Annotated in this window: 12 protein-coding genes and 2 pseudogenes; 7 read left to right on the top strand and 7 right to left on the bottom strand. The window is 38.6% G+C overall.

Going from position 1 to position 18,650, the window contains the following annotated elements:
- Positions 1 to 5 precede the first annotated feature (5 nt).
- The 5 genes from mreC (at position 6) to BUC12_RS08660 (ending at position 5,688) form a co-directional block, all read left to right on the top strand.
- Positions 6 to 863, top strand: a complete 858-nt coding sequence (gene mreC, locus BUC12_RS08680) for a rod shape-determining protein MreC (protein ID WP_062182427.1) — start codon at positions 6 to 8, stop codon at positions 861 to 863.
- Positions 853 to 1,365 carry a rod shape-determining protein MreD gene (mreD, locus tag BUC12_RS08675; RefSeq protein WP_062182431.1) on the top strand — a complete coding sequence of 171 codons (513 nt, stop codon included), beginning with the start codon at positions 853 to 855 and terminating at the stop codon, positions 1,363 to 1,365. The genes mreC and mreD overlap by 11 nt, the downstream gene beginning before the upstream one ends.
- Positions 1,358 to 3,280: a penicillin-binding protein 2 gene (gene mrdA / locus BUC12_RS08670; RefSeq protein ID WP_062182434.1), complete on the top strand. Its 1,923-nt coding sequence runs from the start codon at positions 1,358 to 1,360 to the stop codon at positions 3,278 to 3,280. Before mreD ends, mrdA begins: the two co-directional genes overlap by 8 nt.
- Positions 3,281 to 3,309: 29 nt before the next feature.
- Positions 3,310 to 4,761, top strand: a complete 1,452-nt coding sequence (rodA, locus tag BUC12_RS08665) for a rod shape-determining protein RodA (RefSeq protein ID WP_062182437.1) — start codon at positions 3,310 to 3,312, stop codon at positions 4,759 to 4,761.
- 144 nt (positions 4,762 to 4,905) lie between these two features.
- On the top strand, positions 4,906 to 5,688 hold the full coding sequence (locus BUC12_RS08660) for a hypothetical protein (RefSeq protein WP_062182441.1): 783 nt from the start codon (positions 4,906 to 4,908) through the stop codon (positions 5,686 to 5,688).
- A gap of 86 nt (positions 5,689 to 5,774) precedes the next feature.
- Here the strand turns inward: BUC12_RS08660 and BUC12_RS08655 are convergent, their stop codons facing one another.
- From BUC12_RS08655 to gltB, 7 genes and pseudogenes are all read right to left on the bottom strand, one after another.
- Positions 5,775 to 6,572: an AraC family transcriptional regulator gene (locus BUC12_RS08655; RefSeq protein ID WP_062182444.1), complete on the bottom strand. Its 798-nt coding sequence runs from the start codon at positions 6,570 to 6,572 to the stop codon at positions 5,775 to 5,777.
- Positions 6,573 to 6,583: 11 nt separating this feature from the next.
- Complete coding sequence (locus BUC12_RS08650) at positions 6,584 to 7,513, bottom strand: hypothetical protein (protein WP_062182447.1); 930 nt, start codon at positions 7,511 to 7,513, stop codon at positions 6,584 to 6,586.
- Positions 7,510 to 7,662 (bottom strand): GNAT family N-acetyltransferase, encoded by a 153-nt coding sequence (locus BUC12_RS20445; RefSeq protein ID WP_369402090.1) that lies wholly within the window; start codon positions 7,660 to 7,662, stop codon positions 7,510 to 7,512. The genes BUC12_RS08650 and BUC12_RS20445 overlap by 4 nt, the downstream gene beginning before the upstream one ends.
- A pseudogene (locus tag BUC12_RS20335) lies at positions 7,651 to 7,985 on the bottom strand (GNAT family N-acetyltransferase); the annotation flags it as partial. The gene BUC12_RS20445 and the pseudogene BUC12_RS20335, both read right to left, overlap by 12 nt.
- A 94-nt stretch (positions 7,986 to 8,079) precedes the next feature.
- Positions 8,080 to 8,737 (bottom strand): annotated as a pseudogene (locus BUC12_RS08640) (tyrosine-type recombinase/integrase).
- 273 nt (positions 8,738 to 9,010) lie between these two features.
- Positions 9,011 to 10,435, bottom strand: coding sequence for a glutamate synthase subunit beta (locus BUC12_RS08635; protein ID WP_062182456.1), 1,425 nt, complete (start codon positions 10,433 to 10,435; stop codon positions 9,011 to 9,013).
- A gap of 66 nt (positions 10,436 to 10,501) precedes the next feature.
- Positions 10,502 to 15,007 (bottom strand): glutamate synthase large subunit, encoded by a 4,506-nt coding sequence (gltB, locus tag BUC12_RS08630; protein ID WP_062182459.1) that lies wholly within the window; start codon positions 15,005 to 15,007, stop codon positions 10,502 to 10,504.
- Positions 15,008 to 15,289: 282 nt separating this feature from the next.
- Between gltB and asnB the strand changes: the two genes are divergently transcribed.
- Complete coding sequence (asnB, locus tag BUC12_RS08620) at positions 15,290 to 16,957, top strand: asparagine synthase B (protein WP_062182476.1); 1,668 nt, start codon at positions 15,290 to 15,292, stop codon at positions 16,955 to 16,957.
- Positions 16,958 to 17,099: 142 nt separating this feature from the next.
- Positions 17,100 to 18,290, top strand: coding sequence for a DUF418 domain-containing protein (locus BUC12_RS08615; protein ID WP_062182479.1), 1,191 nt, complete (start codon positions 17,100 to 17,102; stop codon positions 18,288 to 18,290).
- The last annotated feature ends 360 nt before the right edge of the window (positions 18,291 to 18,650 follow it).

Here is an 18,650-nt window from a genome sequence, read left to right as displayed (position 1 = left end):
TATACATGCGTAACTTAGTTGCTTTTTTAATAAAAAACAGTGCGTGGTTTGTTTTTGTATTCCTCGAGATAGTCTGTTTTTATTTCATATTCAATTATAATTCTTTTCAAAGAAGCATATACCTGAACTCTTCGAACGAAATTGTTGGAAGAGTTTATGCTGTATCTGGAGAAGTGCTGTCTTATTTCGGATTGAAAGAAGCTAACCAGGACTTATTGGTTAAGAATGCCGAATTACAGAACAGGGTGCTTTATCTTGAAGACTATATACACAAGTTAAGTACGGATAGTTTGAAAACAGAAGCCGTTCTGCAAGACTCACTATCAACAAAACATTATGATTTTATTGTCGGACGGGTAATTAATAACAGCATAGCACAAATAGAAAACTATATAACCATTAATAAAGGTAGTAACAATGGACTGCGTACCGATATGGGTATTATTTCGCAACAGGGTATTGTTGGTATTATAAGAGCTGTATCTGAAAATTATTCGGTTGTTCAACCAATTATAAATCCCAAAACGGCATTGAGTTGTAAGGTAAAAGGCTCGAATACACCCGGTACTTTGACTTGGGACGGACAGGATTACCGGTATGCAAATCTGGTAGGTTTTCCCCGTTTCGAAAGGTTTGAAAAGGGTGATACAATTATTACCAGTGGATATTCGGGCATTTTCCCCGAAGGTATTATGGTGGGTATTGTTGAAGATTCGAAAGGACAAAGTGACGATAATTTCCTTACACTAAAGATACGGTTGTCGACAGATTTCAGTTCGCTGAAAGATATTTTGATAATCAACAATGAGAATAGAGATGAGTTGTTAAAACTAGAAAAAGAGATTTCTGAAAATGACAAGTAATTGGCTTAAGCAACTTATTTTATTTGTAGTACTGGTACTTTTACAGGTATTGGTTCTCAATCATATATTGTTTTTGAAATTTGCAACCCCGTTTCTGTATATCTATTTTATCCTGAAAATGCCATTGGGTACCAACCGCAATTTGCTCGTATTCCTTGGTTTTATTTTAGGATTGGTTATCGATATTTTTTGCAATACATTGGGGGTAAATGCTGCGGCAACAACATTAACTGCTTTTATTTGCTATCCGATACAAAGGTTGTTTTTTGATAGAGAAGATTTCGAAAATTTTGTTCCTAGCCTCAATAGTTTAGGAGCATCATTTATAAAATATGCGATAGTATGCGTGTTTATCCATCATGCAGCATTAATATCATTAAGTTGTTTTTCGTATCTCAATCCGGTAGTTATATTATTACGTATCTTATCCAGTACTTTATTTACAGCTATCCTGATTTATGCAATAGAGGGTTTTTCTGTAAAAAGGAAGAAGCATGAGTAAACAACAAAATCAGCTGAGTTCTGAAAAAAGATTTTATACGATTTGTGCCATAGTATTGATTATTGTGGTAGCATTGGTGTGTCAGCTATTTAATTTACAGATAGTAAAGCACGAATATAAAGATTCGGCAGATAGTAATGCATTCTTCAAAAAAACATTATATCCTGCACGTGGCACGATTTCAGACCGCAATGATAAGCTTTTGGTATATAATCAGCCAATGTACGATATAGTCTATATTCCGCGTGAAGTAGCTCCGTTCGATACTACTGATTTTTGTAATATACTGGGATTAACCAAAGAGCAATTGTTAAAAAGATTTGCTGATGTAAAAGACCGTCGGTTGAATCCCGGATATTCATCTTATACGATACAAACATTCATGACACAGTTGAATGTGCGTGAATATGGATTATTTCAGGAAAAATTATACAAATTCCCCGGATTTTATATCCAGAACAGGGCTTTGCGACAGTATAATTATGTGAATGCTGCACATGTTCTGGGCTATGTTGCCGAAGTAGGGAAATCTACTATAGAAGAAGACCCGTACTATGCACGTGGTGACTATGCTGGAAAATCGGGAATCGAAAACTCATATGAGAATATATTACGCGGCGAAAAAGGCGTAGAAATATTATTACGTGACGCACATGGCCGTATCAAAGGGAAATATGAAGAAGGAAAGCATGATAAGGCTCCTGTTTCGGGAAAAAACCTTCAACTATCACTTGATATAGATTTACAGGCATATGGTGAATACCTGATGCAGAATAAGATAGGTGCTATTGCGATGATAGAGCCATCTACCGGTGAAGTATTGTGCTTGGTAACAGCTCCAACATACGACCCGTCGGTTTTATTGGGACGCGATTTCAGCTCCAACTATAAAGTGCTGGAACAGAATCCATCTAAACCTCTTTTCAACAGGGCTATTCAGGGAACGTATCCTCCGGGGTCTACATTTAAGACCACACAGGGTATGACCTTTTTGCAGGAAGGTATTATTACTCCCGAAACCATGTATTCATGTGCACGAGGTTATCCTCCGGGTGGAGGGCGTCCTAAATGCCACGGACATGCTTCTCCCTTACCACTATCTCCGGCTATTGCAACATCGTGTAACTCTTATTTTTGTTACGGACTGAATGCTATGCTTAGCAACCGTAAAAAGTATGCTAACATAAGCCAGGCTTTTGATATATGGAAAGACTATCAGGTATCAATGGGATTCGGATATAAATTGGGCGTAGATTTACCTTCAGAAAAAAGAGGCTTTATACCTAACAGCCAATTCTATTCAAAGGCATTCAGAACAGATAAATGGTATGCTCAGAATGTAATTTCCATTGCAATCGGGCAGGGCGAAGTATTATCTACTCCTTTGCAAATAGCTAATCTGGGTGCTACTATTGCCAACAGAGGCTATTTCTTAACACCACATGTTGTTCGTCAGATACAGGACCAGACTTTGAATAAGGAGTTTACAGAGAAAAGATTTACAAAGGTTTCGACAGAAAACTATTTGCCTATTGTCGAAGGTATGGCTAGAGCTGTAACAGGTGGTACTTGTCATGGAGCAGCGATACCTGATATAGCCGTTGCCGGAAAAACCGGAACAGCAGAGAACCCTCATGGACGCGATCACTCGTGGTTTATGGGCTTTGCGCCAGTTGATAACCCTAAAGTAGCGATTGCCGTATTGGTTGAAAATGCCGGATTCGGTGCACGTTTTGCTGTGCCTATCGCTAAACTAATGATGACGAAGTACCTGAAAGGTGAAATTCCGGCATCCGATAAATATCTCGAAGAAAATATGGCTAATGCTGTTGTTTTACCTAATGTGATGACAGTTTGGTCTTCTCGGAAAGGAACTACTGCTTCGGAAGATAACTCTCAGGAAATTACAGAATAAAATCCACAGGATAATAAGGAAATAACGTAATGTTAAAAAAAGAAGACGACCATATAACAGGGAGTGTAGATTGGATTATTCTGATCATATATCTGCTACTAATTGTAGGAGGCTGGCTTAGTATATATGGAGCCAGTTTTGACTATGAACGTGAATCGAGCCTTTTCGATGGACGCGCAGGTATGCAGCTTGTTTGGATGGGGATATGTCTCTCTGCAGGTTTTGTCCTTCTAAAACTGGAGAGCAGTTTGTATGATATTTTTGCATACATGATTTATGCTTTCTTTATACTTCTGCTTGCTGTAACTATTGTTGTTGCGCCTGATATAAAGGGATCCCGGTCATGGCTCGTTATTACCGATTCAATACGTTTACAACCTGCCGAGTTCGCTAAATTTGCCGTTGCATTGGCATTGGCACGATTTATAAATAGCTACAATTTTAAATTGCTCACATTTAAGAACCTGACGATCATTAGTGCCATGATAATATTGCCCATGATATTGATTATGTTGCAACAAGAGACAGGTTCGGCGTTGGTTTATACCGCTTTTATATTGGTGCTTTACCGCGAGGGCTTACCCGGAATTGTATTATTTACAGGATTATGTGCGGTTGTACTATTTGTATTCGGGCTGAAATATTCCGAAATTGATATGGGGATGCTTACCTTAGGTGAGTGTATTTCTGTTTTGTTTGTGATTATAGTTACGGCGATTCTGGCAATTAATTTCAGGAAAGATTACAAATCGGCTATGCTGATACTTGGAGGTGCGGCTGTTTTTGGTGGTATCTGTTATCTATTCGATTTTCTGGATGTCGATGTTAACTGGGGACTAATGTCTGTGATAGCAGTTTCCATACTTATCATATATCTCATAGTTTTAGCAGTAAGGGAATGGAATAAAACATATTTATTATTTGCAGCTTTTGCTGTAGGATGTATTGTCTATGTTAGTTCCATAAATTATGTATTCTCCGATGTGTTGCAGCCTCACCAGCAAATACGTATCAAAGTATCTCTGGGAATGGAAGACGATTTGATGGGAGCCGGATATAATGTAAACCAATCTAAAATAGCGATTGGCTCCGGTGGTTTCTTAGGAAAAGGATTTCTGAATGGTACCCAGACCAAACTAAAATATGTACCTGAGCAGGATACCGATTTTATCTTCTGTACAGTCGGCGAAGAGCAGGGTTTTGTGGGATCGGTACTCGTTCTGATCGGATTTTCGATACTGATACTAAGGCTTTTTTACTTAGCGGAAAGACAGAAAAGCACTTTCGCCAGAGTATATGGATATGGGGTTGCCTCCGTTTTCTTATTTCATGTTACAATTAATATCGGTATGGTGATAGGCCTGTTGCCGGTTATTGGCATTCCTTTGCCTTTTTTTAGTTATGGAGGCTCTTCTATATTGGGATTTACTATTCTGTTGTTTATTTTCCTGCGGTTAGATATGGCTCGTAAGAGAAGGTGAGAAATAGTTACGGGTTAATAGAGACAAAATATTAACATAAAATTGTAAAGAATCACATAGTTTTTGATTTTTACAGGTATTTACGATAGTAAAAATAAATATCTTTAAGCGATATAAACAAACACTTAACTAAATTTTGACCTTATGAAAAAACAAACACTAACCTTTTGCGTATTATTATTTTCCTTGTTCTCTATTGTATCTTGTAGTGATGATGACAAAGGTTTGAGTATCGAGCAGAAAGTCAATGATAAATGGGAGAGTAAACAATCCTTATCGTTAGATATAAAAGGTATACATTATATCCGTATCAAAGGAGCTGACGGAAAATGTACTGCTAAAGTAGAGAATGAAGATATTGGTATTATCGGTGTTAATGCAGACAATAGCGGTACATATATAATATCGCTTTATAAGACAGGAAACACAAAGCTGATCATTACTGACGAAAGTGGACAGTCTATAAACATACCAATAGAGGCTACCGAATACATCCGGACACTTCACATCTCCGAACAGAATATTGTAATTGAAGGTGCTTTTAGTGATGATGTAAAAGAAGAAATCACCACTGAATTGAACGCGATGTTATTACCTCAAGAAATTAAAGTTATACAATTGTTTTATCAGACAACAGATGCCGGTAAACTGGAAATAAAAGATTCGAAGGATAGTAAACTATATGATGGAACTTTCGAACAAAAAGCAATACAACAATATCCTCTGCTTGTCATGAGTTTTAACAATCAGACTCACAACTATCTTCTTAGTGCTAATGGAAAGTATCCCGAATTGAGAAGTACGGGACCAGTATCTGCCTACTTAGTAGAAGACTTTACCGAAAAGTATAAAGAGCAGTATCCCAATATAGCTGCCGTGATAACTTCGGTACGAATTGTTACTAATATATATTATAGCTGGCTATAAATATAAAGAATTATAAAAGCCCACAGAATACAATCATTCTGTGGGCTTTTATAATATTGATTTTATTATCTTTCTTTTTCTATTTGTTATAGTTCTGATGGAGTTTTGTTTACCAAATTCTTAGATTCTTTTACAAAATGGGAAAAGTCTGTATATCCTAATTCGTCGTATAAATCATAACTACCTTTAGTACGATAGTTCTTCAATGCAGTTTTAAAGCGTAAAGCTTTAAAACATTGTTTGGGCGACATGCCTAATACTTCTTTGAAATATCTATTGAGCGTAGAATTTGATACGCCAACTTCCTTACTTACGGCGTTTAATTTGTAATCACAATTATTATTGATATAATAAATTGCTTTTGTCACAATATTAAGCTTAAAGTCAGAGCTAAAGGCTTCCAGATTATCTAAAAGCAAATACTCTACAAACTGAACCCGGTCATTGAATGTTTTTTTTGATTTTAGTTCATTTATTACCTCCTGTTTGAGAAATTTTTGTAGAGACATGTGGTTGTTCACTAATGACAGGATGTCTTCAGATAACGAAGAATATAATACTCCCGGTTTGAATTTGATAGAAAACTCATGAGTTCCGGGAGCATGTACTACAGTAATTGCTTCTGTTAAACTACCGGATATTTTATCTCCCGATGTATCAGATATACCATATTTCTGGTGAACTTTAAATGTCTGACTTTTGTCTGATAGATAAATTGAAATCGAAATATTGGCATTAGGTAGAGCTATAAGTGAGAATGGGTTTATAGAGTTATCCGGTGTATATATCTCAAAATAATACTCAACAATATCTTTCAATTCAAAACAAGGATATTTAATCTCTACTTTTCCTTCGTCTTCAAATATGACTTTACCCTTTACCATTCCTCGTTTATTTATTTAGTTAATTGATATAATATCTGAATACCAAGCCCGAAAGTCATCATTCTCTCTTTTTTATTGTTTAAAAGCTGTTGTGTCCAATCAAGCAATCCACCGTCAGCAATTTCAATAGTATTGCTGCCTATCATTATTTGTTGCTTTATTCTAAAGCCGTAATAATAGTTATTGTCGTGTTGCGGTTCGACAATTACAATCTTTAGGCTGCTACTCTTTTGCTGAACGTATGATACCGATTCAGTTATAAGCGTGCTTTGTTTGTCATACCCCTTGCACGGAATAATCTCATACCATATTTGTTCCACACCATAACTCTTACATATTTCATACGATGTAGTCAAATGTTTTAATAGTTCCTCCTTTTCAAAGTTGAAACTGCCGGTATCTCTACCGCATGAAATTAAGGCAAGAATAATGAAATGAGGAGTGAAATTAGGATTATCAAACACCTGTGTTCTTATTACCCGTGAAATATTGCTGTAATTGTGGATTTTGTTATCCAATTCCCCTTTTTTCTTTAAAGAGGCATAATGCAGTGCTATCGCATTGGTTGGATCAGCTTGTACCTCTGTATTTCTCAAGGCGGTGAGGACTTTCTTTTGGTCAACGGTAGCCATAACACTACTTGTCCCCAACTGTGCAACTGGGGAAAGCTCTATGGGCTCAAATCCTTTGTCTGCTATTAATTTATAGGCACGCAATTCGTCTTCTTTGCTCTCTAAAACATCTATCGGAGCGGGCTTAACAAGTTTGTTCTCCTCATATTTGTTGAGCAAGGAGGATGGAGTTTCTTGCCTAACACGCCTGTTAAAAACCTCCAATAAAATAGTGTTCAGTTCCGACCCACTTAATTCATCGGATAGTATCTTAACTATATCCGGTAAATCCAATTTGCTGATAATATGTTCACCTATATCTTTTTTCATGTCTTTCTAATACTGTATAAATGTTCATCAATTATTTTCCCCTCTTTTATTACTGAGGATTTAATAACAGCCTCTTTTTCAAAACCCACTTTTTCTAACACTTTCATTGAACCTATATTATACTCGTAAATATTTGCATAAACCCTCAATAAGTTAAGTGCTTCAAAAGCAAAATTTAATAATAGCCTTTCCCCCAATAGGGTTCTCCAATCCAATATCCTATCTCTGCATTAATACGATATACGTCATGTTGTGGTATTAAACTACCACAACCGACAAATGTATTGTCCTCATATATTCCGAAAACATGCCCTAATACACCATTTTCGGCTAAACCGAGAAATGTAATAGCATCCTCAATCGTATAAGGATATGGAAACGCATCCCGTAGGTTTACAGCGATTGCGTGATTATTAGCTAATCTCTGTATTGCTTCAGGAGAAGTTAGGTTTATATTTTGTAATCGTATCATTTTAATATACTTATTGTTTTGCAAAGATAACTCCATATATCAAATCAAATAGTGTAAAAATGAATCAATTTAATAAATAGAAAACCTATTAGTTTCATACTTTTTCGATTATTTGTTTTTCTAATCCTTCCAATTTATGAGAAAGGATTTCCATGTCCTGCGAGATTTTTTCTTTTGTTATCTTGGCATAAATCTGTGTTGTTCGGGTGTTGGTATGTCCTAATATACGACTAACAGTTTCTATCGGAATTCCCTGTGAGATAGTTAATAAGGTGGCAAAGTATGTCTTGCGACATGGTACGAGAGCCGTGTTTTAATCCCGCACTGCTTGGCTATCTTTTTCAGGATATTATTACAACTGCTATTACTCGGTACAGGGAAAACTCTTTCAGGAAAATATCATCCCGTTTGTATTCCTGCTTAATATAGCTTTCCATATGCTTATACAAAAGGTTGTATTTATTATAAGTAGCCTGTGCCCTGTTGTACCCTACTTTGCGGGAAAATTCCTGATAGTGGCGGTTTATATTGACACGGATTTTATCCAAAGCGAGGTCAGTTTTTACCGCTAATGTACTTTTACTTGTCAGCCTTCCGGCTTTGGTATCCCAAAGGTTGGGCGGTACATACATCTTACAACTGAACTGGCTGATTGTTCCGTCAATCGTGATTCTTCCCATTACGGGAACTGTTCCGTTGGGTTTGAGGTTGTTCTTTTTGAGATAGAACAAAATTTTAAAGGTACTTCTTATCTTACTCAAAGTTTACAGATTACAAAATTAGTTTACTTTGAGTTACAAGAGGTTACGCGACTTAACGCAAGAAGCAGACAATTAGCGACTTATAGCTGATTTGCATTTTTACCGTTGGTAATGATGTGGTAACCCAACTTTGTCTATCGGTGGCTTTTGCCGTCCAGAAGAAAAGCCAAACAAAGAGCATTTCCTGCACATTATCAGTCGGTTGTCCTCGTTTGGCTGATTTCGGCTTTTTGTTCAGACTTTTATTTTATAAATCAACAGCAATTATTTTCTCAAAAAATCATCAATATGCTTAGCGGTCTTCCGTCCCGAGGCTATGCTGGTTACTACTAATGATTGTCCGCTAACACAATCGCCTGCACCGAATACTTTTGCTACATTAGTCGCTCTGTTGGTATCGGTAGCTACATTTTTGCGAACATCATCCACCTTGATTCCTAATTCTTCCAGTAAACCGTCTTGTATAGGATGAACAAACCCTAGGGCTAAGAAGGCATAATCGATTTTCAGAATTTCGGGTTTTCCTACTTCTTTCATAACCATACGTCCGTTTTCGTCTTTTTCCCAAGCTATTTCAACCAGCTCGACTCCGGTTAAAACACCGTTTTCGCCGATAAAGCGTTTGGTATTCAGTGACCAGCGGCGTTCACAACCTTCGAGATGCGACGAGCTTGTTTTCAATACTCCGGGGAATGGGGTAGGCCATACGTTTTCCAAATCGTCCAGTTTCGGAGGTTTGGGCATGATTTCTATTTGAAGAATGTTAGCTGCCTGCTGACGGTTTGCAGTACCGATACAGTCCGAGCCTGTGTCGCCACCACCTATAACCAAAACATTTTTGCCTTTAGTATCTATGATTTGCTCTGCCGGAACTTTATCTCTTGCAACCAGTTTGTTTTTCATTGTAAGATATTCCATAGCAAAGTATACACCTTTCAGTTCACGTCCCGGAACTGGTATATCGCGTGGTACTTGCGAGCCGATAGCAAGGCAGATAGCATCATATTCTTTCATCAGGTCTTTGCCCCTTACATCTATTCCTACTTCGGTATTGTTTACGAATTTGACACCTTCGGCTTCCATGAGGTCAATGCGACGGTCAACTATATTTTTATTCAGTTTGAAATCAGGAATACCAAACCGAAGCAATCCTCCGGGGCGGCTGCTTTTTTCATAGACAGTTACGGTATGCCCTTTTTGATTCAACTGATTGGCAACAGCCAGTCCCGAAGGACCTGAGCCGATAACAGCCACCTTCTTTCCTGTACGTACTTTAGGTATGCGAGGCTTGATATATCCCTCCTGAAATGCATGCTCGAGAGCCGAAGCTTCATTCTCACGAATAGTCACCGGAGATTTATGCAATGACAATACGCATGTTTTTTCGCAAGGTGCAGGACATATACGTCCTGTAAATTCAGGAAAATCATTCGTTTGAAGTAAAACTTCAGCTGCTAACCGCCAGTTCCCTTTATAGATATAATCTTGCCATTCGGGCATCTTGTTTCCTAAGGGACATCCCCATTGACAGAAAGGGATACCACAATCCATACATCTGGAAGCCTGTAACTGGCGGTCTTCGGAATTCAGCGTTTGTTCAACTTCTCCAAAATCTAAGATCCGCTCCTGTACCGGACGATATCCGGCTTCCTTTCTTTTTACTGTTAAAAATGCTTTTGGATTTCCCATTTGATTTACAGTATATATTTTCTATTCTATTTTCTAAATTGATATACAAATAAGGTCTGTGACCTTTTAATAGTCGAATTCGACATTGGCGATTTTCTTTTTCAATGCTTCCATCTTTTCTTCCTGCAATACTTTTTTGTATTCGATAGGCATTACCTTGATGAATTTATTCACTTCTTCACCCCAATTGTCGAGAATACGTTTAGCCTGTGGGCTTTTGGTATATTCGTAGTGATTAGTAATCAGTTGGCGAAGTTCTTTGTTGTCGGCACTGTCTTCAATCAAAGAAAGCTCTACCATTTCCATATTACAGAAGAAATCAAAGTCTCCGTCTACATTATATACATAAGCTACGCCACCACTCATTCCCGCCGCAAAATTGCGGCCTGTACGACCCAGCACTACAGTACGTCCGCCTGTCATATATTCGCAACAGTGATCGCCTGCACCTTCAACAACGGCTATTGCTCCGCTGTTCCGCACGCAGAAACGTTCGCCTACCTGTCCGCTTATATACACTTCACCGCCTGTTGCTCCATATAGAAGGGTATTTCCGGCTATGATATTCTCCTCTGGCTTATAAGTACTTGTAGTGGGGGGAACTATAATCAATTTTCCGCCCGAAAGCCCTTTTCCTACATAGTCATTAGCATCACCTTCGAGCCTGAATGTTACACCATGTGAAAGGAATGCACCGAAACTTTGTCCTGCCGAACCTTTAAAAGCACACCGTATTGTATCGGATGGTAAGCCTGCGTTGCCATATTTTAGGGCAATTTCGCCCGAAAGCATAGCTCCTACGGCTCGATCTGTATTTTTGATAGGTCGTGATAACTCTACAGGCATACATTTTTCGATAGCCGGACGCGAAGTTTTGATCAGTTCCATATCTATTACTTCATCCAGTTTATGGTCTTGTTCTTTAATATGTTTAACCGCATTTACTTTTGCTTCGGAAGGATGATAGATAATACGAGACAAGTCTATTTTACTTAGTTTACTTGTTGATTTGTCTTTCACAAATTTCAGCAAATCGGAACGTCCTACTACCTGATCCAGCGAAGTAAAGCCTAAGGCAGCGAGGTGCTCGCGAACTTCTTCTGCCAAAAAATTAAAGTAATTAATCAGATATTCACTCCGCCCCAAGAATTTCTTTCTCAGTTCTTCACTTTGTGTGGCAACTCCTACAGGACAAGTATTTAAATGGCATTTGCGCATCATTATACAACCCAGAACAATCAGTGCACTAGTTGCGAAACCAAACTCTTCGGCCCCAAGCATAGCTGCCACGATTATATCGTGTCCTGTTTTCAATTGTCCATCGGTTTGTAGGCGTATTTGTCCTCTCAGGTTATTTAACACGAGGGTTTGTTGTACTTCTGACAATCCTATTTCGAGAGGTAAACCTCCGTACTTAATAGAACTCAATGGGCTGGCTCCTGTACCACCTTCGCATCCACTGATAAGTATCAGGTCGGCTTTGGCTTTGGCAACTCCGGCGGCAATGGTTCCGACTCCGCTTTCCGATACAAGCTTCACACTGACAATGGCTCTGGGATTGACATTCTTCAAGTCGAATATCAGTTGAGCCAAGTCTTCGATTGAATAAATATCGTGGTGCGGAGGTGGGGATATTAATGAAATGCCAGGGATAGAATGCCGGGTTTGAGCAATAACTTTATCAACTTTGAATCCGGGAAGTTGTCCTCCTTCGCCCGGTTTTGCACCTTGCGCTATTTTGATTTGAATTTCGTCAGCATTTACCAGATATTCGGTTGTCACACCGAAACGACCCGATGCTACCTGTTTAATCGCTGAACGGGCATTGGTTGCAAAACGTTCGGCCAACTCGCCGCCTTCGCCGGTATTGCTTTTACCGCCGATAGCATTCATTGCTACAGCCATTGCTTCGTGAGCTTCACGGCTGATAGATCCGAAAGACATCGCTCCGGTAACAAACCGTTTGGTTATGGCTGATGCCGGTTCGACTTCGGAAATATCAACAGGCTTTTTGGCCGGATCGAAATCGAGAAAATCACGTAAAAATATTTTATCTGATTTTTTGTCTATGCTTTCTGTATATTCCCTGAATTTCTTATAACTGCCCAAACGGGTAGCCATCTGCAATTTCATGATAGTTTCGGGATTCCACGCATGGTCTTCTCCTGTACGTCTCCAAGAATATACTCCCAGATTGATAAGCGATGTATCAATTTCATCCTCAGTATATGTATCTGTATGTGCTGCTATAGTATCGGCAGCAATATCTGACAGGTCTGCTCCTTCGATTTTAGAAGTCGTTCCTCTAAAGTACTTGTTGATAACTGATGTGTTAATACCTACTGCTTCAAATAGCTGGGCTCCCAGATAACTCTTCAGTGTTGAGATTCCCATTTTAGAAAGGGTCTTTAACAAACCTTTGTCAATCGATTTGATATAATTCTTTTCGGCAGTATGGAAGTCGAGCTGGATAGTTCCGGTTTTCACCAGATCATCTAACACCGCAAAAGCCAGATAAGGGTTGACTGCATTAGCTCCATATCCAAACAGAAGAGCGAAATGCATAACCTCACGGGGCTCGGCCGATTCTACGACTATATCTATCTGCATGCGTTTGCGTCTGTCTATCAAATAATGATGAACAGCAGATACTGCCAGCAGAGATGGTATTGCAACATGATTTTCGTCTACGCCTCTGTCCGATATTATAATATAGTTACTACCGCTGTCTACTGCTTTTTCTGCTTGCAGGCAAAGGTCATCGATTGCTTTTTCGAGTCCTTGTGATCCTTTTTTAGGATCGAACAACATAGGTAGACTTGTAGCTTTGAATCCTTTATATTCAAGATGCAAAAGAAGGTCTAACTCTCTGTTTGTTATTATTGGATGTGTCAGACGCACCATTTTACAATGCTCGGGTAGGGGTTCTAGTATATTTTTATGTAATGAACCTATATAACCGGACAATGACATTACCAGTTCTTCGCGTATCGGGTCGATAGGCGGATTGGTTACCTGTGCAAACAACTGACGGAAATAACTGAACAAGCGATACCTTTTATTGGATAAAGCAACCAAAGGAGCATCGTTACCCATCGAGCCGACAGGTTCTTTTCCATCCTTCGCCATTGGGGTGATCAGTTTTTCTATATCTTCTTTGTAATAACCGAACGATTGTAATAACTGGGTATAATTATCGACTGTATATTTAATACTTCTACCCGAAGAGATATCGTCTAATAATATACGGTTCTTGTTCAACCATTCGCGATAAGGAAATGCTTTTGCAAGGTTTTCTTTCAGTTCGGTATCATATTGTATAGAACCGGTTTCGGTATCTATCATTAGCATTTTTCCGGGTTTCAGACGACCACGTTCTTTGATTTCCGAAGGTTCGAACGGAAGTACACCTGTTTCGGATGCCACTACCATTACATCATTGTGAGTAATGAGATAACGGGCAGGACGTAGTCCGTTTCTATCTAAAAGTCCTCCGGCATAACGTCCATCGGAAAATAATATAGTTGCAGGACCATCCCATGGTTCCATAAATATACTATGGTATTCATAGAATGCTTTCAGGTCGGATGATATCGGATTTTTGAAATTCCACGATTCGGGAATCATCATAGCCAAAGCATGTGGTAATGATTTACCCGACATAACAAGGAATTCGAGAACATTATCAAATGAAGCACTGTCACTCATTGCTGTCTGTACTATAGGCCATATGTCTTTTACATTACCCAAAGCTTCAGACTTGAGAACACTTTCGCGGGCTTCCATCCATAGGCGGTTACCTCTGATCGTATTGATCTCTCCATTATGCCCAACAAGGCGGAAAGGCTGAGCCAGATCCCACGTAGGGAAAGTATTGGTACTGAAACGAGAGTGTACCAAGGCAATGCCACTTGTAAAGTGTGGATTTAACAAATCAGGAAAATAATGTCTTAACTGTAAAGATGTTAACATCCCTTTGTAAATAATCCGTTTTGTAGATAGACTTACGACATACGAGTTGCGTTTGTCTTTGAGCGTCGAATTGAGAATCATTTTCTCTATCTTCTTACGAAGCAGAAAAAGCTTCAACTCCAGCTGATCTTGCGAAAATCCTTCGCCGGTAATAAAAATCTGTTTGATAGAGGGTTCGTTAGATTTAGAAATTTCGCCAAGAATATCACTATTGACAGGAACCTCCCTAACCGCTAATAAGTGTAGACCGTCTTTCTCTATCAGGTCAGAAACCGCAACCATACAGATTTCAGCTTCGATCTCGTCTTTTGGAAGAAAGATAAGTCCGGTTCCATATCTGCCTTTTTCGGGGACAGGAATACCCTGAAGGAGAATAAATTCGTGAGGTATTTGTAACATAATACCTGCTCCGTCTCCGGTTTTGTTGTCCGCGCTTTCGGCTCCCCGGTGGGTCATATTTTCAAGTACCTGCAATCCATTTTCTACAATGGCATGCGACTTCGCTCCTTTCAGATGAAGCACCAAACCGACACCACAAGCGTCATGTTCGTAACTCGAATCATATAATCCATGCTGCTGTGCTAATGATAAGTCTTGCATATTACTTTTAGTTGATAAATAAATATAAGCGAATCAGAATAAAAATTAATCAAAATGTAAGTCATTTTTGCAAAGATATAAATATTTACTTTTTAAATTGAGTTTTTCTGTCAAAAACTCATATTTTGTTTTGATTTTGCTTTCAAATAACTCTTTATTATGTTGTTTGGTGTTAAATATAGACCTATTTTTAACTTTATTGACTGTTAACTGTTCTAATTTGAAATAAAAAGATATATATTTGCCATAATTAAGATCAAAAAAATATAAATACACCTATATATGTGTGGATTTGTCGGCGTGTTTGAATTAACACAAGATTTAGAAATCTTGCGTTCACAGGTTTTAAAAATGGCAAAGAAAATTCGCCATCGCGGACCTGATTGGTCAGGGATATATTGTGGAGATAAAGCTGTATTGGCACACGAGCGTTTGTCTATAGTTGATATTGCATCAGGAGGGCAGCCTTTGTACAGTAAAGACAAAAAGTTAATACTGGCCGTCAACGGCGAAATATATAACCACAGGAGTATAAGAGCTAAATACACTGATAAATACGAATTTCAGTCACATTCGGATTGCGAAGTCCTTTTACCCTTGTATAAGGATAAGGGTATTGATATGTTCGAAGAGCTGAATGGTATATTTGCTTTTGCATTGTTTGATACCGAAAACAACAGGTATATAATTGGACGTGATCATATGGGGATTATTCCTCTTTACATAGGGTATGACAAGGCCGGACAAATGTATGTAGCCAGTGAACTGAAAGCCCTTGAAGGTGTATGCCCTAATATAAAAGAGTTTCCGGCAGGACATTATCTGGATAGTACCGAAGGCGAGATAAAATGTTGGTACAAAAGAGACTGGATGGACTATGATTCTGTTAAAGATAATGTAACTGATGTTGCAGCCTTGAGAAAAGGGCTCGAAGATGCGGTTCATCGCCAGTTGATGTCTGATGTGCCTTATGGGGTTTTGCTGTCAGGAGGATTAGATTCGTCTATAATATCGGCTGTAGCCAAAACATTTGCAGCCCGGCGTATCGAAAATGATAATGAAACCGAAGCTTGGTGGCCTCAGTTGCACTCGTTTGCTATCGGATTGAAAGACTCTCCTGATTTGATTGCATCCCGTAAGGTAGCCGAACATATCGGGACAGTTCATCACGAGCTTAATTTTACAGTGGAAGAAGCTATAGATGCCCTGAGTGATGTGATCTACCATATCGAGACATATGATGTAACAACAGTTAGGGCATCCACCCCCATGTATCTTTTAGCTAGGTTTATTAAATCGATGGGGGTAAAGATGGTATTATCGGGAGAAGGTTCGGACGAAATCTTCGGCGGATATCTGTATTTCCATAAAGCACCAAACGCCAAAGCCTTGCATGATGAAACTGTAAGGAAGCTTGATAAACTTCATTTATATGATTGTCTCAGGGCCAATAAAACGCTTTCGGCGTGGGGTGTCGAAGGACGTGTACCTTTTTTGGATAAAGAATTTATGGATATTGCCATGCGGTTGAATCCATTAGATAAGTTGTGCGGAAATGGTAAGATAGAAAAGCATATACTTCGTCAGGCTTTCGAAGATTATCTGCCCGCAAGTGTGGCTTGGCGCCAAAAAGAACAGTTTTCGGATGGGGTAGGCTATAATTGGATAGACTCTCTGCGCGAAATGGCCGAAAAGAAAGTCTCGGATAAACAGATGGAACGTGCAGCCGAGCGTTTCCCTATTAATCCGCCTATGTCAAAAGAGGAATACTGGTATAGGACTATGTTTGAAGAGCATTTCCCTTCAGCCTCTGCTGCAAGTACAGTACCATCGGTTCCGTCAGTGGCATGTAGTAGTGCTGTGGCTCTGGAATGGGATGAGTCGTTCAGGAACAGAATAGATCCTTCGGGGCGGGCAGTAAAAGCTGTTCATGCCGAAGCTTATGAATAAATAAAGGTAAAGATCACCAAGTAAAGGTGGTCTTTCTTTTTTATTGAATTAAGAAGTGTATATTTTACATTATTTTTTTCTGTTTTAGTTTGATTCTATTACTGAAAGAGTATTTTTGTAAAACAACAACCCTATAAATACCATGAATACACAAGCACCCCCATCACAAAGGATAGAGATGATAGATGCTCTACGAGGTTTTGCCATTTTAGCTATCTTTTTGGTTCACATTCAGGAGTTCGGCTTTTTTAGTTTTCCGCCACCCGAGAGTCAGCCAGAATGGCTCAATAGTTTGGATGATATAGTATCACGCCTCGTATTTTCCATTTTTGCAGGTAAGTCTTATTCTATTTTTGCCCTCTTATTTGGTTTTACGTTTTATGTTCAGTTTCATAATCAGGAAGTAAAAGGTAACGATTTCGGATACCGTTTTCTGTGGCGTATGCTTATTTTGTTTGGCTTTGGAATGATAAACTGCCTGCTTTATCCCGGAGGCGATATTTTGTTTGTATATGCAATAGTTGGTGTTTTTCTTTTCGTAGTCAGGAAATGGAGTAACAAAGCGATTCTTATTACAGCTATAATTCTGCTTGCTCAGCCAATGGAATGGATTCATTATGCAATCAGCTTGTTTAATCCGGAATACACTTTGCCGGACTATCGGGTCGGGGAGCTTTATGGAGAATTGCATAGAGTTGCAACGACCGGCGATCTGAAAGAATATTTCTACGCGAGTATGACTACCGGAATTATGGCAAATATTGCATGGACACTAAGTGTTGGCCGTCTGCTGCAAATAGCCGGATTATTTATGATTGGTTATCTGATAGGTCGAAAACAGTTGTTTGTTGCGACAGAAAAGAATATTCGTTTCTGGGTGTATATCCTTGTAGTATCGGCTCTCCTTTACAACCCTCTAATGGAATTAAAAGCTATCATGTATTCCCGGGTAGAACAAACACCGATTATTGGAGGTACACTAGGTGTGGTATTTGATATGTGGCAGAAGCTTGCATTTACCTTTGTAATTGTCGCCTCATTTGTATTGCTTTATCAAAAGAACTTTTTTGTACGGTTGACCAATAATCTTCGCTATTTCGGGCGAATGACACTGACTAATTATCTGGTTCAGTCTGCTATCGGTACATTCTTATTCCAACCTATAGGTTTCAACCTGTCTAAATACAGTGGCGCAACACTAAGTTTTCTTATAGGCCTTGTGTTGATATATATCCAGATACTGTTTTGTAAATGGTGGCTGTCGAGACATAAACAAGGGCCCCTCGAATCAGTTTGGCATAAACTTACCTGGATCAACTCCGGTAGGCAGTAACGTGTACAGCATATTTAGTAATATAATAAAAGGAGTAGCTTCTGCCGAAAGTTGCTCCTTTTGGTTTTATTACAAATAAAAAAACACGAAATGCTGAATTAGCATTATGTTATTTTTCTTGTATAAATACTATCAGTTATCTTTGTGTTGCGAAATTATTAAAATGCAGTAGAATATTGTCAGTAGATAAAGATATTTATGTCAATCTATTTTGAATAGTAAAACAGATGACTCGTCGAAATATCTATTTGTTATCAATTTTATTTTTAATGTTTCAAAATGATTTATTTTAATATTTAAAACTAAAATTTAGACAATAAATCTTGCAAGTTTAAATAATTTGTATCATTTTTGTATTGT

The organism is Indolivaga macrotermitis, assembly GCF_900128985.1.
Taxonomy (GTDB): domain Bacteria; phylum Bacteroidota; class Bacteroidia; order Bacteroidales; family Dysgonomonadaceae; genus Dysgonomonas_A; species Dysgonomonas_A macrotermitis.
This window is presented reverse-complemented; position numbering and strand designations above follow the sequence as displayed.